Below are 21,379 nucleotides of genomic sequence, written 5' to 3' on the forward strand. Positions count from 1 at the left end.
CTTTACAAAAGCTCTATTAAGAATCGGAAGGAGAAAAAAAATGGCAAAGTTTCTTTATAAATTAGGCAACTGGGCAGCAGAAAATAGAAAAAAAGTATTAGGTGGTACAATAGGATTTCTTTTGGTGATAGCTATCATAGCTTTAAGAATGGGACCATCTTTTAGTGAAGATATGTCTATACCTAATACACAATCTGCTAACGCTGGAGAACTGCTTGATAAAGAATTTCAATCATCTGAAAATACCGCAGGAGGACAGGTACAATTGGTATTTAAGGCTCCAAAAAATGAAACATTAGAGTCTGATAAAATAAACCTGATGATTACTGAAACTCTAAATGAAATAAAGAAGGACGATGCTGTGGCAACTACAGTAACTCCAAATGAGTTAGGTAATTTAAGTGAGAATAAAAAAATAGGATATGCTACAGTAACGTACAAAGTAGCTGCAGATAAAGTCACTGAAGCTTCGAAAGAGAAAATATTGGAACAAATTGAAAAAACACGTGAAGCAGATCTCCAGACAGAACTAGCTGGGAATGTTGCTTTTTCAGAAATGGAAATTGGTGGAGTTACAGAAGTAATTGGTGTAATTATAGCCTTTTTGGTATTGGCTCTTACACTTACCTCGTTCTTAGCTGCTGGAATGCCAATAATGACAGCTGCAATAGGAATCGGTATTGGATTAATGACTATAATTATTGGAACAAGCTTTTTTGATATTACTTCTGTATCGCTTTCTTTAGCAGCGATGCTAGGACTTGCAGTAGGAATCGATTACGCTTTATTCATTATTGTAAGATTTAGGCAGGAAGTAGAAAAAAATCATTCTATTCAAGAATCGATTGCACTAGCCACTGCAACCGCAGGTAGTGCTGTTGTATTTGCGGGTATAACTGTCATTATAGGGCTTTTAGGGTTATCCGTTGCAGGCATTCCATTTTTAACAATGATGGGTGTTTCAGCCGCGGTCTGTGTATTAATTGCAATTCTTATCGCAATAATCTTAGTACCAGCTATATTAGGCATTATTGGACCAAAAATTAGTTCTTCTCGAAAAAACCAATTTTTAAGTAGAATATCATCAAGCGATAAAAAACAAAAAGGATCTAACAAGTGGGGAGAGTTTGTTACAAAACGTCCTATATTGGTTACTATATTTGGAGTGGTTTTGCTTTCAATTATAAGTATTCCTTTTTTTCATATGGAACTTGGATTGCCTGACAACAGTACAAAATCAGATGAAACAACCGAAAGAAGAGCCTATGATTTGCTGACTGAAGCTTACGGCCCAGGATATCATGCATCGTTGGTAGTCGTAGCTAAAGTGGATAAGCAATCGAAGGATCATGAAAAAGCCATAATTGAGGCAACGGAGGAGATAAGTCACATATCCAATGTTAAAAGTGTGGGTCCAGCAATCACAAGTCCGTCTGGCAAAGTATACATGATTTCCATCATCCCAAAAACCGGACCTAACGATTCTAAGACAAAGAACTTAGTTCAAAAAATTAGAGATAAATCAAAAGAAATGAAAAAAGAAAATCATATAGAATTGTTAGTAACAGGTTCAACAGCCGTTAACATAGACATTTCGCAAAAATTAAACGATGCAGTTCTGAAATTTTCCTTAATAATTGTAGGATTTGCGTATATACTTTTAGTTCTTGTGTTCAGATCGCTCCTTGTACCTCTAAAGGCTGTATTAGGGTTTATCCTTTCTCTAGGTGCCACATTAGGCTTTGTTGTATTCGTTATTCAAGATGGAAATCTAATCAATTTATTTGGATTCCCTACCGCAAGTCCTGTCTTGAATTTTTTACCGGTTATTGTTGTAGGAATACTGTTTGGACTAGCAATGGATTATGAAGTTTTCTTAGTAAGTAGAATACGTGAAGAGTTTACACATACTGGGGATGCTCGTAAAGCTATATTGGTAGGTATAAAAGAAAGTGGTAAAGTAGTTACGGCTGCGGGTCTAATAATGATGGCTGTATTTGCTGGATTTATGCTGGCTCCAGATCCAATCTTAAAGTCAATGGGGTTAGCCCTTACATTTGGTGTTCTCTTTGACGCTTTTATTGTGAGAATGGCTATAGTTCCTGCCATAATGACTTTATTAGGAAATTCGGCTTGGTATTTGCCAAAGTGGTTGGATAAAATCTTACCCAATATAGATATTGAAGGAGAATCAGTCATAAAAGATATGCAAAGAGAGAAAAAACATTATAAAAAACCTAAATTGGTGGAAGACAATTAATTATTAACTCTAGAACATAATTAGAGAAAATAACTTCGATCGATATATTAGGGACTAAAAATTCAAGCACATTGTTTGATTAACATTTGTAAATATATTCACTTAAACTAACAGGTGCGTTAGCTGAAGAGCGAAGCTGTCTTTAAGGCAGCTTTTTCTTTATGCAACTAACGGGGCAGGATAGTTGAAGAGTACTGTTTGATCTTTATTCAACAATTGGGCCATTTTCTTGAATAAGAAGTTGCATAAAATCCCACTTTTTTATACAGCCACCAGGTGCGCTAGAGTGTGCGCAAACTTTGATTAATGATAAAATCCTGCATAAACAATAAATTGTGACAGGTTGAACCCTCTTAGATCCCAAGGTGTTTTTTGTAAGAGGGAGCTTCTGTTAGGACATATTATATCATCCTAATATGTATACATATATATACATAATTTTTGTTCTTTTTTGGAAATATAAAATTGTACCGTTTATAAGAAATAGCGTGGAAAAATGAGAAGTAATGAACTTTTTGAAAGTAGCAACCCTAAATTGTGAATAAGGAAGTGACCAGCAATGATTAACAGTTTTAAAGACCGAATCACGACTGGCCAAGTAACTGTTATTGTTGCCAATGCTATATTCGGGGTAGGAATCCTCACCTTGCCCAGAACTGCAGTAGAGAAGGTGAAAACCCCAGATATATGGATCAGCGTTATTTTAGGCGGTCTGATCGCGATGATCGCAGGAGTGATCATGGTTAAATTAAGCCAACAGTTTCCCGGAAAAACCTTTTATGAATACAGTCAAGAAATTGTTGGAAAATGGGTTGGAAGGTTAATTAGTCTGCTTATTGTATGTTATTTTTTCACAGCTTGTGGGTTTCAAGTCCGAGCGCTAGCAGAAGTATTGACATATTTATTGTTGGAAGGCACCCCTGCCTGGGCAATCATTATGTTATTTATGTGGGTAGGTCTGTATCTGATCATTGGCGGAATAAATCCGATCGCCCGAATGTTTGAGATAATCTTGCCTATTACCGTCATCTTTTTTATAATTGTTATCTTTATGAGCTTCAAACTATTTGAAATTGATAATCTACGCCCGGTCCTAGGGCTGGGCGTGATACCGGTACTAAAAGGAGTACAGACAACTGGTCTATCATACACTGGTTTTGAAACCATTTTGTTCCTTTTGCCATTTATGAAAGAACCAAAGAAAGCAGTAAAAGCCGTTATAATTGGAATTGCTATACCGTTGATTTTTTATTTGCTAACGGTCGTCATGGTTATCGGATCATTATCTGTTGATGGAGTGGTCACGAGAACATGGCCGACACTTGATCTAATACGAAGTTTTGAAGTCACCGGTTTGATCTTTGAACGATATGAGACTTTGTTGCTCGTAATATGGATTATGCAAATGTTTTCTGCCTTTACAATCTTCTACTATGGTGCTGCTTTAGGACTGGCTCAACTCTTCAAAAAGAGCATTCGCCCATTTATGTATGGCTTGCTTCCGGTAATCTACATCACTGCCATGATTCCGAAAAATATCAATGACATGTTTAAATTAGGGGATTTACAGGGCAATGTCGCGTTGTATTTATTCGGTTTACTGCCACTGGTGCTTCTAATGGTCTGGCGATGGAAGGTTAGAAAACATGAAGAAAAGTCATAACAATTTACGGTTTCTTTTGGTTTCACTGTTGGTTCTTTTTCTCCTATCTCTTACCATAGATTTCTAATAAAGCGACTTCCGATAACCATTTTCATGTAAAATAGGCAGACAAGATATTTTTTATTCCGCAATCGGGCGCGATTCTTGAATAAGGTTCGCTTTTCTTAATGAACTAACGGGTGCGTTAGCTGAAGATCGGAGCTGTCTTTAAGGCAACTTTTTATTATGGAACTATCGGGGCAGGTTAGTTCATTAAGCGTAGCTTAGTCGAACCGAAATTATTGACTATTTTTATAAAAAAAAACTAAAATTTGGTTAATGATATTAATTGGGCGGTGTGTATTTGTTGAGTAATATAGGTATTCCAGGATTAATTCTATCTTTTCTTTTCGTAATATTAGTATTGTTTTTACTAAGAAAACTAGTGAAACCGAAAAAAGAACTTCAACAAAAAATAGATAAACTAGAAGAAGAGGTTCGAATATTAAAAAATCACAAATAATAAACTATGCTTTAATGTACTAACAGGTGCGTTAGCTGAAGATCAGAGCTGTCTTTAAGACAGCTTTTTCACTAACGGGGCAGGATAGTTGAATATGAATATTACAATAAAAGAAAAATGAAGCAAGGTGATATTATGGTTGGAACGTTTTTAAGTTTTTTTGTTATCTTTTTTATTATTGCAAGGCTTGTTAGCCAAATGGGTAAGATAAGCTGGATGCCACTGATAAGAACAACTACGAGACAAGATGCAATATTAGCCATAATCTTTTCATTAATTGTCTGTTTTACTTAATGAATAAAACACTATTTAGACCATGTTGAAATATCAGCAAGATCGGGGCTGTCTTTAAGGCAGCTTTTTGTTATGCAACTATCGAGGCAGGATTGTTAAACAAGAATAGAAATTAAAAACCTTCTCTTAAAAGGTCATTTGTTAGTGTAATAGAAAAACAAATATAAAAGAAATAATGGAGGTCTATTATGAGTGAAATTATACAAAATCTTCAAGAAAGGATAAATTTGTTACAAAAGGCTACCAGAATTGAAAGGCTATCTAAAGGGTTCTCTCCTGATAAAAAATATGTAGTTTATGTTGATGATAAAAAATTATTGTTACGAGTAGGTGATATAGAGGGTTATGAAAAGAAGAAGACAGAGTTTGAAATATTGAACAAAATGCAACAGTTTAATGTTCAATCGCCAAAGCCGATTGATATAGGTATTATTGATGAATTGAACTCCTGCTATAATATTTATTCTTATATTGATGGTGTAGATGCAAAAGAGGCAATACATACTCTTACAGAGCATGAACAATATAAAATTGGATTGGAAGCAGGTATACAACTATCTAGGATGCATTTATATGAAGCACCTTCAAAAGTTAAAACTTGGTATGACCGAGCAATGGAAAAGCATTATAGATACCTAGATGTATATAAATCTTGTGGTATAAAGATTAAAAATGATGAAAAGATTATTGATTTTATTGAGAAGAATAAGCAGCATATAAAAAATCGCTCTAATCACTTTCAGCATGATGATTATCATCTCGAAAATATCATTGTGAAGGATAAGCAATATGCTGGCGTAATTGATTTTAATAATTTTGATTGGGGAGACCCACTTCATGACTTTGTAAAAGTAGCATTATTTCAAAGAGAATTAAGTGTTCCATTTTCAATTGGACAAATTGAAGGATATTTTGATAATAATGTTCCCGATGATTTTTGGTTGCATTATTCTATCTATGTTGGAATGGTTATCTTTTCATCTGTAGTATGGTCTTTACGGTTTGCACCAGAACAATTAGATGAAATGATAACACGATTATACGTTGTTTTGGAAGACCACAAAGATTTTGAGATACTAAAGCCAACATGGTATGAACCAAATCTGTTATTAAACTAACGGATTGGAAAATTACAGACAAATATAGAAACTAGTATTTACTACTTATGTGGGGGATCTGTATGCTAAAGAAGATTTACATTGTCAGACATTGCGAAGCACAGGGGCAACCTTCGGAATCTCAATTAACAGAAAAAGGTTCGAAACAAGCGAAATATTTAGTTGATTTCTTCAGTAATGCAAAAATTGATCGAATAATATCGAGTCCCTTTTTGCGTGCTATTCAATCAGTAGAACCATTAAGTGAGAAAACAAATATTAAAATAGAGATTGATGAACGCCTCTCAGAACGAACACTAAGCACAACGGACTTACCTGATTGGTATGAAAAACTAAAAGCAACATTTAATGATATGGAATTAAAATTTGAAGGAGGAGAGTCAAGTCAAGAAGCGATGAATCGAATCGTAGATGTTGTAGAAGAAGTCTTTAAAAGTGGGACTGAAAACACAGTAATCGTGAGTCACGGAAATATAATATCCTTACTTTTAAAGAATTATAATCGTGACTTTGATTTCGAGTGTTGGGGAAATCTTAGTAATCCTGACGTTTTTCAAATAAACTGTATTAATAATGAAGTGATCTTGGAACGTATATGGGATGAAGATAAAATGAATGGGTGTAGCGTGATCCTCTAGTAAGTATCGCGCTAATAAGATACCCGAAGGGAAAGTCTTATGCAAATTATTAGCGTTAGAGAACATCCAGAGTACAAAGAAAAAGCAATAAAATATTTTCAGTGCAAATGGGCAAACGAAAACAGTATGAAAGTATATGAGGACTGTATTACACACAGCATAACAACGGATAGTCCATTTCCTATTTGGTATTTAATGGAGGATTATGGTGAAGTTATTGGCTGCGCAGGTCTTATTAGCAATGATTTTATTAGTCGTATGGATTTATGGCCTTGGATATGTGCCCTTTATATTGAAAATAGTTATCGTGGCAGGTCTTTAGGCAAAGAGCTACTTAAACGTGCTAAAGCTGATGCCGAAAAAGCAGGATTCAATAAAGTTTTCCTTTGTACTGACCACATTGGATACTATGAAAAATACGGATTTACTTATATAGGTGACGGATACCATCCTTGGGGAAGTAGTTCAAGAATTTATGAGAGCAATAACTAAAATAATCATGTTTCAGGTTAGTGATTATTCAATAATCGCTTTTCTTAATGAACTAACGGGTGCTTTACTTCAATAAGGAAGGTTGCTGAGGCAGCCTTTTTCTTATGGCACTAACGGGGCAGGATAGTTGAATAAGAAATGGTAAAATATGATATGCAGATAAAAAGTACAGGGGGATAAAATGGCATCTTTAGTTGTTTGGTTATTAATATTAGTTTTCGGTGGAATTGGTGGAATAGTTATTTGTAGTGTTATCGAGGGAAATGAAGTATTTTCTGGCTATGCTGCAATGTTAGGAATGATAATAGCTTTATTGAGTGCTGTTTTCTTCCAATTAAATTTGATGCACCGAGATAAAGAATAGTTGTTAAGCTAACAGGTGGGTTAGCTGAAGATCAGAGCTGTTTTTAAGGCAGCTTTTTCTTTATGGAACTATCGGGGCAGGTTAGTTCCATTAGAGGAATCAAATAATTAGAAAGAAATAGTAAATAAACGCAATAAGAAACCTTCAGGGGAGGAAAATAGTGAATAATTCTTGGAATAGAGTAGTATATAGAATCTGGTCTCCATTTTATGATAGAATTTTTAATTCCGGTGTTTTCTTAAAAGCTCGAAGACAAATATTTCAGGAGATACCTTTTAATAGTGGTCAAAAAGTTTTATTTGTTGGTGTAGGAACAGGTGCCGATTTGGAGTTAATTAATTCATCGGATTTGAATATAATTGCAATTGATTTTTCACCTGATATGCTAAATCGGGCAAGGGGAAAATTTAAGAACTCCTCTATTAAGTTCTTAGAAATGGATGCTCAAAACATGGAGTTTAAAAATGAAACATTTGATTATGTAGTTGCCAGTCTAATTCTTTCCGTTGTACCTGATGCAGATAAGTGCATCACAGAAATATCGAGGGTGTTAAAAAAAGAAGGGAAAATACTCATTTTTGATAAATTCGTATCTAAAGATAAATTATCTTTACCCAAAAAACTTCTTAGGCCACTAATTAAAGCATTAGGAACAGACATTGGATTGAATTTTGAAAAGCTGTTCAGTAATAATAATACACATTTAACGATAGATGAAGATAAATCTGTAATGATGAATGGAATGTATAGAAAAATAATACTTAGTAAAAAAAATAGTTAATTGTGTTTCTTCAACTAACGGGTGCTATAGTTCATTAACAGGGGTTGCTGCGGCAGCCTTTTTCTTATGGCACTAACGGGGCAGAATAGTTGAAGAGTGCTGTCTTATCTTTATTCAACAATTGGGCCATTTAATGGAATAAGGCTTATCTTGGGAAACATTATTTAGTTCCTATAACTACATCTCATAAAAGGATGTGGTTTTTTTTCATAAAATATGTAATATATATTTATAAAAAGTAAAATATATATTACAATGTAAATATAAGGATAAAAGGAGTGGGTAAAGTATTTGAAGGAGTTCACAGTGAAAAATAAGGTAAAAGTCGCCCGTATCGAGAAAGGTAATTTAACTCAAGGTGAACTGGCAAAATTGGTCGGCGTAACACGACAGACAATGAATTTAATAGAAGCACAAAAATATAACCCCACTATTCGAGTATGCTTAATCATTAGTAGACATTTAGAACGACCATTAGATGAATTGTTTTGGATAGAAGACTAACTTATAAAGGAGATGATAAAACCATGCCAGTAAATTTCTTAACAATTCTTATCAGTGTGATTGTGAGCTTTGCAATTGTAAGCCTTATAACGGGGCAAATTCAGTGGGGGATAGTAGTGGGACTTCTTGTAGGCGTTGGAAGTGCTAAATGGCTTAGATTGAAAAAACAAGAAGCTAAAGATGAAATCGAGTATGACGAAAGAGTCAATGATAATATTAAACAGTATTCATTACAGACATTCTCAATTTCCAATTTAACCCTCTTAGTTTACTTATTAATCTCAGACCAAATTCTTAACACACATTCGATTAAGGCGAATTATTTAATTATTTATCTAACCATCACATTTATTGTTTCATTTTATATAGCCCCATTAATAGCAAGAAAGAGATAAAAAAAGAGTCAAGAATTGAAACAAACTTACTAAGGGAGGTAAGAAAATGAATCAAATATTCATTGTTACAGCAATCGTTCTTTTTATTTTAGCGTATCTCGTTGGAGTGAAAAAGCAAACTTGGTTATTATCGGGTTTTAATCAAAAACGTGTAAAAGACCAAGATAAACTGGCAAAATTAATAGGTTCTTACAACCTACTAATGGGGATAGTAATGTTCATAGGAGCTTTTATTGACCATCCAGATACACAAGTATTATTTCCTATTATGATAATTGGTTATGTGATTCTACTTGGCTATGTAAATACAAAGATGGTTGAGTAATAAAAAAAGGAAGAAATAATGCAAAATATTCCCTGTTTTTTTGCATGTCATTTTAGTTTCTTTTTTATTTCTGCAGTTTCAATTAATGAATAATAACTCTAATTTAAATTGTGATCTTCCACAATCGGGCGCGATTCTTTAATAAGAATCGCTTTTCTTAATGAACTAACGGGTGCTTTAGTTCATTAAGGATCACAAAAATAATCAAGAATTTTAAAAAAATAAGTTGTGTTCGAAAAAGGGGAAGGTATAGATATTGCCTTCCACTTTGTGTTTACAGATAAATTTATATGATTGTATATAATGTACTCGATTTTGTATCTCAAAACAGTTAGAGATTGAATTGGTGCGGTTTTGCGTGGATTAATTACTCTATGTACTCAAATTCATGTCCCCAATGTACTCATCTTTGTGTCTTCGTACATTAGTTCAGCAAGCGTTAATTAAGAAATATTCCCATTTCAAACTTATTTAGAGCAAGGTTATTTCTTGCTTTTTTCTTCGTGTTTTAAAGTTGCTTTTTATTCAAAAAGGGTATTTTTTTATTGAAAAATAATACTATTAGTGTAAATTTACACTAAAAAGGAGTATTTAGTATATATGGAAAAAGAAGAATTCATCAATTTAATATCAGAAAAAATGAAACTTGTCCGAACAGAACAAAGTTTTTCTCAAGATAAGATGTCTGAAATTCTAGGGATTTCAAAAAAAACACTAGTTCAAATTGAAAAAAGAAGAACAGAAGCCAATTGGACCACCGTTGTTGCATTTTGTGCTTTGTTTAATCATAGCCAATTGTTGATATCATCAATTGGTGACAATCCAGTTGATTTTGTTCAGTTAATTGCTAGCAAAAATGGTGGTACGCCTAAAGAAAAAACAATGGGTGGTAAGATATGGTGGAAAGAAATCGAGTATAGAGGGGATTTTCGTTTGCAACAAAATTTGATTAGTAACCATTACCGTATATTAGATCAATATGATTATCGTTGGCATAGTTCTTTTAATAAAGAAGAGAGTTTAAGTCGTTTAAATGAATTACAGGCGGTGGGGACTATCGAGATAGCCAAAGGTATAGGGATATATGAAGAATAAGATTTTAGTTACAGTATTGATAATCAGTATAGGGATTAATTTGTTTTATTTGGAAGATGGTATTTTTTGGAACAAGCCTATAAACCGTCCGAAAGTGAACAGGCTATTTTAAGTGAAATGGTGCTGAAAACAGTTGAGAGTGAAGATTATAAAAAGATAGCAGAAAAAGAGAATATCATTGCTATTGATAGAAGTATGGATAAAAATAAAGGGGGAATGTTCCCCTACTATTTTGAGGTAAGTGTTCGTACTGATAAGCAGACCTATCTCTTTTTTTGCGATAATGACCAATGCTCTAATATGGAAAACGACGGAGCGACGACTTATTCTCGATATAAAGACGAAGAACCAAAAATTCCATTTAAAAAATAGAGAAAAAAAATAACTGAAATAAAAGAAAGCCTACTTCCTTAAATAGCAAGGATCGTAGGCTTTCTTTATTCTTATAGGTGTTTAATTTACAATAAAGTCGTACCGATTTGAAAAAAGTTTAACCGTTATTCTTATGGAACTATAGGGGCAGGTTAGTTCAACAAGTATTGTGTATTCGAAATGTGCAATAAAGAATTTTATGGATAGAACCTATTTTCTTGTGAAAAATAAGATAATAATTCACAAGGAGACTTTATAATGAAAAAAATAGTCTTAATCTTTCTTATCCTTTTCATCTCTTCTAGTAGTGCTACTGAAGCAAAAAACACAATTGAAACAATTCCTCAAAACAAGCCACCTTCCATTATGGAATTAGCTTTTTTAAGATATCTTGGTGGAACCATTCTTGAAGTTATGGAAAAACACGGTGATCGTCAATTATTCACATTTAATAGAATTGAAAAAATTTCAAGAGATATTCAAAATGATACATATGATGTGTCATTACATGTAATTGGATATGAGGGACCCGGCAACCCACCATTTAAGTTAATTCAAATGACTATTCGTATACCAGGAGAAAAATATACTAAATATAGTGTGATTGCATACAAACATCGGTATATTAATGACAAAGAATTGAATGAGCTAACTAAATATGTTGCTGATTAAATTAGGTTTCATAATTTCGCAGTTTGTGCCAACTCTACAATAAGCCTTAATGAACTAACGGGTGCGTTAGCTGAAGATCAGAGCTGTCTTTAATGCAGCTTTTTCTTTTAAGAAACTAAAGAGGCAGGATAGATAAAGTAGGCTATTCAACTTTTTAAAAATAAGGGACATAAAATAGATAGAACCCCACACAATAAATAAGAACTAATATAAAAGAGGGGTTTTAAAATGGTGTTGAAGGTAACTTTGAAAAGAGTACTTCTTTTAAGTGCAGTATTTTTAACTTTTTCACAAAGTGTTCAAGCAGAAGAAAATAATAATCAAGAAGGGAAAGTAATTTATCAACTCCACTATGATTATGAACCAATCTATAATTTGCTAAAAGTTAATAAGAAGGAATATGACCAATACTGGAAAGAGGGTCTTTCTATTGCTGAAATGGCAAAGAAACAGGGTATTTCAAGAAGAGATGTGGAAAGCTATTTTATAAGTTTACACTATAAAGAAATGCAAAAGTGGAGAAAAAAAGGTGCCCTTTCAGAATTTGATTATTTCGACCTTGTCTATAGGTTAAAAGAACATGAAATCGAGGAGTTTATTGATCGCAATCCAAATAATCCTTAATCAACTAACGGGTGCGTTAGTTCATTAAGGATCACAAAAATAATCAAGAAGATTAAAAAAATAAGTTGTGTTCGAAAAAGGGGAGGGTATATATATTGCCTTCCCCTTTGTGTTTACAGATAAATTTATATGACTGTATATAATGTACTCGATTTTGTATCTCAAAACAGTTAGAGATTGAATTGGTGCGGTTTTGAGTGGATTAATAACTCTATGTACTCAAATTCATGTCCCCAATGTACTTATCTTTGTGTCTTCGTACAATTATTGGAAGGAAAGTTTTATCCTTTCGCGAATTCATTATACATGCCGAAATTACGAAATTTGCAAAAAAATCGCGGTAGAGCATTGGAAAGAGCATTTTAATTTTCTATAACTCCATAGAGAGGTGATTACGCATGAATCAAAGACCGTCAGAAGAAGAATATGCCGGGGACTTCGGAGAGTATATCCGGTTGGTGCCGGATGGCAACATCATCGACATTCTGCTCGCCCAGGAAAAGCAAATGACCGAGCTGCTGGCATCGTTGACCGAAAGCAATGGCGCGTATCGGTATGCGGAAGGAAAATGGACGCTGAAAGAAGTCGTGGGCCACATCGCAGACGGAGAACGCGTCATGACCTACCGCCTGCTCCGGTTCGCAAGAGGGGACCAGACGCCTCTGTCCGGTTTCGACCAGGAATTGTTCATGCCTCCTTTCGGAAGCTGGACAACCGCGCAATTGGCCGAAGACTACCGGGCCGTACGGCAATCGACGATCACACTTCTGCGCGGGTTACCGGCGGAGGCGTGGTCCCGCAAAGGCACAGCCAACAACGCAAGCATTACGGCGCGTGCCCTCGCGTACGGCATCGCAGGACACGAGATTCATCACATGGGGGTCATCCGAAATCGGTATTTGAGTTAGTTGTCCGGAAGATCGGGACGGAAGCTGCGCGGAAAACGCGGCTTCCGTTCTTTCATTTTTTCCTCCTTCCTACAGGAACACTAGTTCGTATATAATAAATGAAAAGGAGGGATCCTTCTAATGGGTACAATTCGTGATAGAGGAATCATTAAATGGAAAGCAGCATTGATGTTACCAGAACATAAAGCATTACAAAAAAGAAAGGATAAGGACGATTATTTCTTAAATAAAAAACCTGTCCTAGATGAATACCAGGTTGAAGAATTTGAAAACAATATTCATTATGCAATGGAATATCATTTACCGATAAGCTTTAGATTGTATAACGAGGGAGATCCAATTGAACTGCATGGATTCTGTGTGTATATTGATCCTGTCACGATAGAGTTAAGTATTCAGAAGAAAGATAGTTCCTACAAGAAAATTAAATTTAATGAAATTATTAGTGTGATCGTTGAGGATTAAAAAAAGCCCTTTTAAAATTCAGGAAGGAAAAGGCACAGAGATTTAGGAGTATATAAATGGAAATTCAGATTGAGGTTCAATTGTTTGCGAACGGTGCTAAGTTCTTACAGTCCGGAAGTTGTTCAGTAATAACAACTGACTTTAGAAAAGAACCGGAATGGACTGCTGCTATATCAGCTTATGAGTGGATACAAAAGATAAAAAACTCTGTTCGCTATCCAAACGACTTTCAAATTGTTAGTGTTGTTTACAACGGAGAAAATGACATTACAGATTTAGTAAGAAAAGTACACCCTATAATAAAGGATAATTTACCTTTTTAAAATTAATCAATTAAAAATATAATTTAGGGACTACAACTGCGTTTTAAGGTGGAGTTAAGACAATATGGTCAAGTAATTTAACTGACTGTTACAGTGGATTAGTGTGTAACTATATTAGTATTCCAGTAAATACTTGCAAGTGGGCCAAAAAAACCGCATAATGTAATTAACATTAATATTAATATTAACATAAAAAAAAAGCTTAAGGTGTTGGCGCACCTTAAGCCAGTATACTTATACTACAAGTCCGATTATGGAAACTATTACTGATAGCAGTGCACAGACTGCAACTACAGTATCTTTATCCATTTGCTCACCACCATTTCGAAAAAGTCTATCCACTTCCGGCAAAGTGAATAGGCTTTTTTGTTTATTAATCTATTATATCTAATACACTATAAAACTGAAACTAGTAAAGTGGTGAATTTATACAATTATTTCAGGTCACAGGTGAAAAATGTGCAATTAATATGCCTATTGATCAATATCTTCAGGTAAAATATAGAAAAACATTAAATTGGGGGATGTAAATGAAAATTTTATCAAAATTATCGTTAATCCTTATCTGTTCGTATTTTTTGATTCCTGCATCCGAAGATTGGATGACTTGGAAACCATCCGTTTACATTTTTGATGAAAATGGAAAATTAGTGGATAAATTAGAAGATACACCTAAACATCCTCCAATTAATTTGGCAGATTTTTTTCCTTAATGAATCTCTTTAGAGATTCTTTTTTTAATTTGTTTAGAATCTGGAATATTCTAAAATGTGTTCTTTTAATGACCGTCAGAAGAAAACTAAAAGGAATGGGGCTAAAATATAGAGAAAGTTTAAGCGGCTCAGCTAACCAGGTCTGGATGGTTTTGTATGTCCAGTGATACTTTATACAACTACCGGGTGCGTTATAAAGACAAAAGGGTATGTACCCTCTTTTATTATTAAGGTTTTTTATAATTTAGGTTTTGATAATTGAATTAGTAATAGAGGCACACCAAATGGATAAAATGAAATCCTTACTTTAATAAGCAAGGATTTCATTTGGGTATTCATCATATGTTCTATTATCTAATTCTCTACCATACCGATGTTTCTGAACGCCTCCCCATTGTTTAAAGAAAAATGCTACCTTTTGAGTTTGGCATTGGTCACGGATTGATCTAACCCAATCTGCTTCCATTGGTCTTGCACCTGGGCCAGACTCCCCACCAACTATGACCCAATGGATTCTGGTTAAATTAAGGTCATCAAGTGGACCAAGTAAAGGTTCGCAAGATAGAAACCTAACTTTTGCAGGCACTTGTTTTAAAAGTTCAATCCTATTAATAACTTTTACGTTCTCAACACTAGTTCCCATCCAAATATTAGGGGTGAAGTTTAACCGATCAGAAAGGTCTACAGCTCTTTCAGGCCGTTTAGTTAAAACTTGATAGGAGTGTTGGGGTGTCTCATTCATGGTCTTGAATACCTGTTGAATAAATTCAGAAGGTATCTGCTCATGAAATAAATCTGACATTGAGTTAACAAAAATTTTTTTAGGTTTAACCCACTTTTTAGGCGCATCTATTAAATCATGGTGAAGTGTCACATTAAATTCATTTTCATATCTAGGGTTACCCATCGCATGTAGGCGTTTTGCCATTCTTTCTGCATAGCAGTGTTTACAACCATCTGAAACCTTGTTGCAACCAGTGACAGGGTTCCAAGTTGCTTCAGTCCACTCAATACTTGAATTACCAGCCATTTTATCCCTCCTAGGCATAGTATACATTAATACTACAGCATTGGGAAGTTTTTACAAGAACAAACGTTCTATTTTAAAAAGGTGATCTTTACTTTATCGCCCATTGTTTTTAATCCATTCCTATTTGGCCTTTTTATAGCTGGAGGGTCAGCAATAATATAACCTTCATCTTCTAATCTCCTTAGAGCTTCTTTAAAGTTAGCAGAAGTAAAAGGGGTACCTACTTGGTGATGGTCAAAAATCTGTTTAACAGTCAATGTTTTTCCTTTAAATATACTTATTAACTCTTTTCCTAAGCTATCTAGCGGTCTCTCATATTGTGCTAAGAGAGATAATTGAACATTCTGATATTTCTCTATGTGTTTTACAGGTATGTAAGAAAAACTAGCCACACCATCATCCTTCATAGTACTTTCATTAACCATGATATCCTTCATAATGGTATAGCCAAGTGTATGCTTTGAGACGAAGATTAAATAATGACTTGTTTTATTCTTTTTCTCATCTAAGAAACGGAAAGGTAAAACTAAGTTTGAATGTTCATCAGAAAGAGCTTCGGCTAATTCGTTAACTATATAAGCTTCTTTCTCTTCAGAACTCAAATCTTTAAGTTTTACACGCATCTCGTTTGCTCTTTCTTCTCCAAATAGTGCGTTCATATGTTGTACAACTAACGGATTATTAATCCCCATGCTAATACGATTATAATTAAAAAAGAAAATGCAGTCCGAACCAAAATCCTTTATGAGTGCATTTATTAATTTGGTTGTTAATCCTTTATATCCCCAAGGGTCAATAAAAGCAAGAATAGGTATTAGTTTTTTTGCAGAGAAAATACCTGCAATCTCATCTCCAACTTCAGTATTTAGAACTTGAGGCTTAAATTTTAAAGTTCCTAAATGAGGTAAATCCATAATGTTATCCTTTAATTGCTGACTAATATCAGGATGCGCATCGTTAAAAACTGTAACTACACTGTTGCGTAACTTATCATCATTGATACACTTTTCTAAGATGAGAAGTGGAGTTGATACGCTGCCATCACTAAACTTGCCTGGCCCACTAAATAAATCGACATAAGCTATCTTTCCGTTTGACCTCGGAAGAATTATTTTAGTCCAAACATCAAAATATTTAGTGAGAATGGCAGTTTTGATTCTTGATTGTTCCCTTTGTTCCACAAAAAAATTAACATCAGCCATACTAATCCTCTCCTATCTGTTATTTCAATATTCAATAAGAAAATTATACTATATTTTTACAAATTAGGTGTAGGTATCCATATTTTATTTAAATTATGAATAAGGACATGGTTTAATAGCTAATTTTAAAGGAGGTCTACTAATGACCGAACAGCTAATAGTAAGAGTTGAGATACTCATTAAGGAGAATTCTCAGAAAGTTTAGGAAGTGCTTACTAATCCACTTAATTTTTCAGAATCGGATGAGGGAATCTAAAGTAGAGTTAAAATAAAAGTAAGAACAATCCTCCATTGTCTATTATTGTAAATTTGGGATATGAATAAAAAAAGAAGCTATGTTTTGGGAGTGGTATAAATGAAGAAGAGCCTAGCAAGTGGTTATCCAGAATTGGCCAATGAATGGGACTATGAATTAAACGGTGATATAAAGCCAAGTGATGTTCCTCCAAAAGGAAGACAGCATGTATGGTGGAAATGCAAAGAAGGACATCCAAGTTATAAGGCTAAATTAGCATCAAGAACTAATGGAACAGGGTGTCCATATTGCAAAGGGTTAAAAGTATGTTTTGAACGCTCATTATTAGGTAAAAGACCAGACCTAGTAGCTATGTGGGATAAAGAGAGGAATAATCCATCTACTCCTAAGGGAGTGCTTGCAGGCTCCAATAAAAACTATTATTGGATTTGTGAAAAGGGTCATTCGTTTGATATGCCAATTAATCAAATGACTAGAAAAAGAAGGAGTAATGGATGCCCGTATTGTCGTGGTTTAAGAGTTAACGAAACAAACAGTTTAGCTAAACTCTATCCGCATATAGCATCTGAATGGGTCGAATGTATAGAGAATATAAGTAAGACTGCAGAAGATGTCCCACCTGGTTCTTCGGTTAAGGTTTTATGGAGATGTAAGAAGGGACATGAGTGGAAAACAACTCCAAAACATCGGACAAGTGGTGGAACAGGGTGTCCAGTGTGTAATAAAACGAGGAAAGTGTCAAAACAATCATATGCACTCTTTTATTATTTTAATAAACTTTTTGATGATGTTGAAATGGAAACACTACTTTTAGGCACAAGTATGGTTTTGGATATTTACATTCCATCGATAAAGTTAGTAATTGAGTATGACGGAGGTATATATCATAAGGATTCTAAGCGTGATATAAAAAAAGACATTGCGTTACTAGAAAAAATGCCATATACAAAGCTCATTAGAATTCGGGAACCGGAATGCCCTGCATATAAATCACCAAATCCAAATACATTTTTTTATAATCTTAAAAATCATTCAATGAAATCATTTCAAACTTGTCTTGAAAAGATATGTATGGAGCATATTAAACATAGTCCTGATATAAATATTGAAAGAGATAATGTGTCAATTATAGATTTAATGGATCGTTGGGAATATGAAAATTCATTAGCCAATGTTAGACCCACACTTTTAAAAGAATGGGATTACCATAAGAATGGGGATTTAAAACCAGAAAATTTTAAAGTTGCAAGTCATGAAAAAGTAAATTGGGTTTGTATTGATGGGCATCAATGGTCTGCTACAATTGCAAGTAGAACAAATGGAGGTAACAATTGTCCATATTGTGGAAATAGAAGGATAAGTCCAACTAATAATTTAGCTGATGTAAATCATACACTTGCGAATGAATGGCATCCAACTAAAAATGAAAAAGGCCCGCAAGATTACTTTGCAAACTCTCATTTTAAAGTTTGGTGGTTATGTAAAAAGTGCAGTCACGAATGGGATGCACGAATATACAATAGAAATGGTAATCGTAGTGGGTGTCCAAATTGTTATAAAAACAGTTTTAAAAGAAATAGTTCTAAAGACGCTAGGAGTTCTTCTTAATTTTCAAAACGGTAAAATGCTTGAATCAACGACTCAACCCTTTCTCGGATAACCGAGGAAGGGTTTTAAAATATCCTATTTTATTACCGGAATTTTAAAAAAGATTTAACTAAATCTAATTTTGGAATATAATTTAAAAGTTGGAATAATGTTAGAGGTGGGAGAAATGTCATTTAATCTTTTGTTAATATGTTTATCGGTAATATTAGTTATTTGGATTTTTAAAATTAAACATACTATGAAAATTTCCAAATTGGTTTTAGTTAGTTTAACTTTTTCGGGTGCTTTATTAGGAGGAGCTTTAACGTATGGTGTGATGGCATATTTCAATTTCACTCCTAAAGTTGGAGATTTAAGTAGTCGTACAGATGATATTATTAAAATTACCATTCCATTGATTGGTAGTTTTATAACGGCATTTTCAGTAGTAATTGCAACATATAATACATCTAATAGTGAAAAAAGTGCTAAACGACAAAGTATTTTAGACTTAATAAAATTCACTAACGATATTATTAGTGACCATGACTTATTAACTGAAAGTCAGAAAATATTAAAAGATTTAGAGTCTAAATTTAAATCGGTAAATACTAAAGTGGATATACTTGTTAATAAGGGCGCTTACTTTGTATTTGAGTATTTGAACGGTAATAACTCGTCAAATAAGATGGAAATTTTGGAAAAACTAAATAAATTAAATTTTGCTAAAGACACACCCCTTGACAAAGAGAAAGAAGAGTTAATTCGTCTAATTAATAGTAGTGATATAAAAGATATGCGTTCTCTTTGGGTTACTATAAATGCTTTATCCGGTAAACCCGCTATAAAGTACAGAATTTTAGATAAACCCAACGTATATAAATTAAATAATGACTGGATTGGTAAAAGTTTGAAAAAACATTCTTTTTATTCGGATACAATTTTGAAACCCGAGAGAAGTATACTTTCCGATATGATTAAAGAAAATGCCAAGCGTGACTATGCATCAGAATTTTTATCATATGATGATGTTTTTAGAGTATGTGATGTTCTTTTCAATCTGAAATATCAAAAATTGGGGCACTTTTTTAGAACTACTCATCGTACGATTAAGCTTATAAATCAATATTTTGGTGAAGATAGCCCAGAATATAAACAACAGATAGGATTGCTTCGAGCTCAAATACCGGATTCAGTTTCTGTTCTTTTGTTTTATAATGCTTTTTATACAGAAAGAGGGAGAGGGATGGCTAGAGAATTAATAGCTTCCAATTTCTTTGGTGATGTCGATGATTTTAAATTTATAAATAATAACGGGAAATTTAATTTATCTAAAAGCCAACATTTTTATACCAAAGGTATGTTTTTAGTGGACCAAAATAGTTTTATAATACATGAATTATTTGCTCAAACTAAACAGAGTATGAGCCTGAAAAAGGAAATAAATAAACGACAACAAAAAAGTGAGCCCAGAAAACTAAGTAAGAGTACAAAAGAATTTTTAAACTATCTTAAATCGTTAATAAAAGGTAAAGAAGAGAGTCATTTACCAAGTGAATTTGAAGAAGGAATGAATAGTACAGACCTTTTTCTTTTGAAAAATTTTAGAGAACATTTTTTGAAAAATAGCACAAATTATGGAGAAGGATTTGAAATGTTTGTAATTGACAATGTTAAAATCAATGTGATAAAATACGGTTAAGGTAAAATTATTACCGCGGAATTCTATAAATTAGGATCCGGAAATTGATTATTATTTGTTATATATGTGTTTTAGACGGTTTTACACTTAAAAAAAACCGAGAAGGGCCTGGGTTTATACTCAGGTTCTTTGATTTTATATTGATAAAAAGAATTACAAAGAATATTATGATAAATAAGGTTGATTTAAAAAGCAGAATTCGTGACAAAAATATTTGGTTTGAAAAAAGGAGTCCTCAAATTTGAGGGCTCCTTTTTTATTGCTTAGAATTTAAGGTATTTTAGTTTTCTTTGTATGTTTTTATGATAAAACACCTTTCAATTGAACATGAAACAAGAGCGCTGAAATTCTATTCCAAGATTATCAAATATCCTATGGATTATTCTAAACCCTGGTCATTTTCTAACTAAAATACTCGTCCACCATTCGTTACAAACGGTTGGCGGTGTTATGTCCGTAGCTTTTTCAGCTTTCATAGATGCAAATTTATAATTCATCTTTTGGCATTTCTGTTGTAAATGTTAATCCTTTCATCACATTCTTAAAAATACTCTAAGAAAAAAGAGCAAATTATATCATAATAGTACTGTTTATTCCTCCATGAGATCGTACATTAAATTCTCAAGCCTTTCAACAGCCTCTGTCATTTTTTCCATGACTATAATGTTTTTTGAAATAATCATTTCATTTCGCATGTCTTTTTCATTTTGTTCCTTTTCATATGCTACCTTTTCAATGACTGCTTTTAAAAGTTCTTGTCTCGAAATTGATTTTTTCTTTGCCGTTTCATCAAATTTTTTTACTGCGATTGGGTCTATATTTCTTAATAAAATATCCATTGTTCAACTCTCCTTTTGGGTAGAATACAAAATTGGATTTAAAGGCTATAGAGTGAGAAAGAGCATAAGGAAAAACTGATATCACCAAGGGTGATATCCTAGGCAAAGCCTAGTGTTTTATATGATATCGTTAATCTCTTTCAGGTGGGCTGACGTGGGGCTCATGAATAATATAGGTGGGCTGACATGGGTCTTACATTATTATTAAAAAGCAAGTATTTAGTGATATCACTAAATGCTAATCAATGTCCCCTT

General features: G+C 33.5%; 23 protein-coding genes. 20 read left to right on the forward strand and 3 right to left on the reverse strand.

Going from position 1 to position 21,379, the window contains the following annotated elements; genetic code table 11:
* Positions 1-40: 40 nt before the first annotated feature.
* From ACIQZD_RS23250 to ACIQZD_RS23335, 18 genes are all read left to right on the forward strand, one after another.
* Positions 41-2,260: an MMPL family transporter gene (locus tag ACIQZD_RS23250; RefSeq protein ID WP_402906799.1), complete on the forward strand. Its 2,220-nt coding sequence runs from the start codon at positions 41-43 to the stop codon at positions 2,258-2,260.
* 559 nt (positions 2,261-2,819) lie between these two features.
* A complete protein-coding gene (locus ACIQZD_RS23255; RefSeq protein WP_402906801.1) occupies positions 2,820-3,923 on the forward strand; it encodes a spore germination protein in 1,104 nt (367 codons plus the stop codon).
* A 984-nt stretch (positions 3,924-4,907) separates the two neighbouring features.
* On the forward strand, positions 4,908-5,837 hold the full coding sequence (locus ACIQZD_RS23260; protein WP_402906803.1) for an aminoglycoside phosphotransferase family protein: 930 nt from the start codon (positions 4,908-4,910) through the stop codon (positions 5,835-5,837).
* Positions 5,838-5,899: 62 nt separating this feature from the next.
* Positions 5,900-6,475: a histidine phosphatase family protein gene (locus tag ACIQZD_RS23265; RefSeq protein ID WP_402906805.1), complete on the forward strand. Its 576-nt coding sequence runs from the start codon at positions 5,900-5,902 to the stop codon at positions 6,473-6,475.
* Between the two features lie 39 nt (positions 6,476-6,514).
* Entirely contained in the window at positions 6,515-6,967 is a 453-nt protein-coding gene (locus ACIQZD_RS23270) for a GNAT family N-acetyltransferase (RefSeq protein WP_402906807.1), read from the forward strand.
* A 181-nt stretch (positions 6,968-7,148) separates the two neighbouring features.
* Positions 7,149-7,331, forward strand: coding sequence for a hypothetical protein (locus ACIQZD_RS23275; protein ID WP_402906809.1), 183 nt, complete (start codon positions 7,149-7,151; stop codon positions 7,329-7,331).
* 160 nt (positions 7,332-7,491) lie between these two features.
* Positions 7,492-8,112 (forward strand): class I SAM-dependent methyltransferase, encoded by a 621-nt coding sequence (locus tag ACIQZD_RS23280; protein WP_402906811.1) that lies wholly within the window; start codon positions 7,492-7,494, stop codon positions 8,110-8,112.
* Positions 8,113-8,403: 291 nt separating this feature from the next.
* Positions 8,404-8,616: a helix-turn-helix transcriptional regulator gene (locus ACIQZD_RS23285; protein ID WP_176474334.1), complete on the forward strand. Its 213-nt coding sequence runs from the start codon at positions 8,404-8,406 to the stop codon at positions 8,614-8,616.
* A 23-nt stretch (positions 8,617-8,639) separates the two neighbouring features.
* Positions 8,640-9,011, forward strand: a complete 372-nt coding sequence (locus ACIQZD_RS23290; protein WP_318687872.1) for a hypothetical protein — start codon at positions 8,640-8,642, stop codon at positions 9,009-9,011.
* A gap of 46 nt (positions 9,012-9,057) precedes the next feature.
* Positions 9,058-9,336 (forward strand): DUF3784 domain-containing protein, encoded by a 279-nt coding sequence (locus ACIQZD_RS23295; protein ID WP_318687874.1) that lies wholly within the window; start codon positions 9,058-9,060, stop codon positions 9,334-9,336.
* A 600-nt stretch (positions 9,337-9,936) separates the two neighbouring features.
* Positions 9,937-10,431 carry a helix-turn-helix transcriptional regulator gene (locus ACIQZD_RS23300; protein ID WP_402906815.1) on the forward strand — a complete coding sequence of 165 codons (495 nt, stop codon included), beginning with the start codon at positions 9,937-9,939 and terminating at the stop codon, positions 10,429-10,431.
* A 66-nt stretch (positions 10,432-10,497) separates the two neighbouring features.
* On the forward strand, positions 10,498-10,803 hold the full coding sequence (locus tag ACIQZD_RS23305; RefSeq protein ID WP_402906817.1) for a hypothetical protein: 306 nt from the start codon (positions 10,498-10,500) through the stop codon (positions 10,801-10,803).
* 258 nt (positions 10,804-11,061) lie between these two features.
* Positions 11,062-11,475, forward strand: a complete 414-nt coding sequence (locus ACIQZD_RS23310) for a hypothetical protein (protein ID WP_402906819.1) — start codon at positions 11,062-11,064, stop codon at positions 11,473-11,475.
* A gap of 228 nt (positions 11,476-11,703) precedes the next feature.
* Positions 11,704-12,099, forward strand: a complete 396-nt coding sequence (locus ACIQZD_RS23315) for a hypothetical protein (RefSeq protein WP_402906821.1) — start codon at positions 11,704-11,706, stop codon at positions 12,097-12,099.
* Positions 12,100-12,497: 398 nt separating this feature from the next.
* The gene (locus ACIQZD_RS23320; protein WP_402906823.1) at positions 12,498-13,007 is read left to right on the forward strand and encodes a DinB family protein; all 510 of its coding nucleotides are present in this window, start codon (positions 12,498-12,500) and stop codon (positions 13,005-13,007) included.
* Between the two features lie 120 nt (positions 13,008-13,127).
* Complete coding sequence (locus ACIQZD_RS23325) at positions 13,128-13,472, forward strand: YolD-like family protein (protein WP_402906825.1); 345 nt, start codon at positions 13,128-13,130, stop codon at positions 13,470-13,472.
* Positions 13,473-13,528: 56 nt separating this feature from the next.
* Complete coding sequence (locus ACIQZD_RS23330) at positions 13,529-13,795, forward strand: hypothetical protein (protein WP_402906827.1); 267 nt, start codon at positions 13,529-13,531, stop codon at positions 13,793-13,795.
* Between the two features lie 530 nt (positions 13,796-14,325).
* Positions 14,326-14,508, forward strand: coding sequence for a hypothetical protein (locus ACIQZD_RS23335; RefSeq protein ID WP_402906829.1), 183 nt, complete (start codon positions 14,326-14,328; stop codon positions 14,506-14,508).
* A 307-nt stretch (positions 14,509-14,815) separates the two neighbouring features.
* Here the strand turns inward: ACIQZD_RS23335 and ACIQZD_RS23340 are convergent, their stop codons facing one another.
* Positions 14,816-15,538, reverse strand: coding sequence for a DUF5131 family protein (locus ACIQZD_RS23340; RefSeq protein WP_402906831.1), 723 nt, complete (start codon positions 15,536-15,538; stop codon positions 14,816-14,818).
* Between the two features lie 68 nt (positions 15,539-15,606).
* Entirely contained in the window at positions 15,607-16,740 is a 1,134-nt protein-coding gene (locus tag ACIQZD_RS23345) for a three-Cys-motif partner protein TcmP (RefSeq protein ID WP_402906833.1), read from the reverse strand.
* Positions 16,741-17,095: 355 nt separating this feature from the next.
* Here ACIQZD_RS23345 and ACIQZD_RS23350 point away from each other — a divergent pair, with 355 nt between their 5' ends.
* Both ACIQZD_RS23350 and ACIQZD_RS23355 read left to right on the forward strand, forming a co-directional pair.
* Positions 17,096-18,604 (forward strand): zinc-ribbon domain-containing protein, encoded by a 1,509-nt coding sequence (locus tag ACIQZD_RS23350; RefSeq protein WP_402906835.1) that lies wholly within the window; start codon positions 17,096-17,098, stop codon positions 18,602-18,604.
* A 166-nt stretch (positions 18,605-18,770) separates the two neighbouring features.
* Complete coding sequence (locus tag ACIQZD_RS23355; RefSeq protein ID WP_402906837.1) at positions 18,771-20,285, forward strand: hypothetical protein; 1,515 nt, start codon at positions 18,771-18,773, stop codon at positions 20,283-20,285.
* Between the two features lie 590 nt (positions 20,286-20,875).
* On the opposite strand, the gene ACIQZD_RS23360 is transcribed toward ACIQZD_RS23355, so the two are convergent.
* Complete coding sequence (locus ACIQZD_RS23360; protein WP_402906839.1) at positions 20,876-21,124, reverse strand: hypothetical protein; 249 nt, start codon at positions 21,122-21,124, stop codon at positions 20,876-20,878.
* Positions 21,125-21,379: the final 255 nt, after the last annotated feature.

Source organism: Peribacillus sp. NPDC096447 (assembly GCF_044762725.1).
Lineage (GTDB): Bacteria > Bacillota > Bacilli > Bacillales > DSM-1321 > Peribacillus.

Bases quoted from the DNA above. Each gene is read 5' to 3' on its own strand.
- ACIQZD_RS23265 (WP_402906805.1), top strand. From the start codon at position 5,900: ATGCTAAAGAAGATTTACATTGTCAGACATTGCGAAGCACAGGGGCAA.
- ACIQZD_RS23325 (WP_402906825.1), top strand. From the start codon at position 13,128: ATGGGTACAATTCGTGATAGAGGAATCATTAAATGGAAAGCAGCATTG.
- ACIQZD_RS23350 (WP_402906835.1), top strand. From the start codon at position 17,096: ATGAAGAAGAGCCTAGCAAGTGGTTATCCAGAATTGGCCAATGAATGG.
- ACIQZD_RS23260 (WP_402906803.1), top strand. From the start codon at position 4,908: ATGAGTGAAATTATACAAAATCTTCAAGAAAGGATAAATTTGTTACAA.
- ACIQZD_RS23290 (WP_318687872.1), top strand. From the start codon at position 8,640: ATGCCAGTAAATTTCTTAACAATTCTTATCAGTGTGATTGTGAGCTTT.
- ACIQZD_RS23355 (WP_402906837.1), top strand. From the start codon at position 18,771: ATGTCATTTAATCTTTTGTTAATATGTTTATCGGTAATATTAGTTATT.
- ACIQZD_RS23250 (WP_402906799.1), top strand. From the start codon at position 41: ATGGCAAAGTTTCTTTATAAATTAGGCAACTGGGCAGCAGAAAATAGA.
- ACIQZD_RS23270 (WP_402906807.1), top strand. From the start codon at position 6,515: ATGCAAATTATTAGCGTTAGAGAACATCCAGAGTACAAAGAAAAAGCA.
- ACIQZD_RS23335 (WP_402906829.1), top strand. From the start codon at position 14,326: ATGAAAATTTTATCAAAATTATCGTTAATCCTTATCTGTTCGTATTTT.
- ACIQZD_RS23340 (WP_402906831.1), bottom strand. From the start codon at position 15,538: ATGGCTGGTAATTCAAGTATTGAGTGGACTGAAGCAACTTGGAACCCT.
- ACIQZD_RS23255 (WP_402906801.1), top strand. From the start codon at position 2,820: ATGATTAACAGTTTTAAAGACCGAATCACGACTGGCCAAGTAACTGTT.
- ACIQZD_RS23320 (WP_402906823.1), top strand. From the start codon at position 12,498: ATGAATCAAAGACCGTCAGAAGAAGAATATGCCGGGGACTTCGGAGAG.
- ACIQZD_RS23345 (WP_402906833.1), bottom strand. From the start codon at position 16,740: ATGGCTGATGTTAATTTTTTTGTGGAACAAAGGGAACAATCAAGAATC.
- ACIQZD_RS23330 (WP_402906827.1), top strand. From the start codon at position 13,529: ATGGAAATTCAGATTGAGGTTCAATTGTTTGCGAACGGTGCTAAGTTC.
- ACIQZD_RS23360 (WP_402906839.1), bottom strand. From the start codon at position 21,124: ATGGATATTTTATTAAGAAATATAGACCCAATCGCAGTAAAAAAATTT.
- ACIQZD_RS23315 (WP_402906821.1), top strand. From the start codon at position 11,704: ATGGTGTTGAAGGTAACTTTGAAAAGAGTACTTCTTTTAAGTGCAGTA.
- ACIQZD_RS23275 (WP_402906809.1), top strand. From the start codon at position 7,149: ATGGCATCTTTAGTTGTTTGGTTATTAATATTAGTTTTCGGTGGAATT.
- ACIQZD_RS23300 (WP_402906815.1), top strand. From the start codon at position 9,937: ATGGAAAAAGAAGAATTCATCAATTTAATATCAGAAAAAATGAAACTT.
- ACIQZD_RS23295 (WP_318687874.1), top strand. From the start codon at position 9,058: ATGAATCAAATATTCATTGTTACAGCAATCGTTCTTTTTATTTTAGCG.
- ACIQZD_RS23310 (WP_402906819.1), top strand. From the start codon at position 11,062: ATGAAAAAAATAGTCTTAATCTTTCTTATCCTTTTCATCTCTTCTAGT.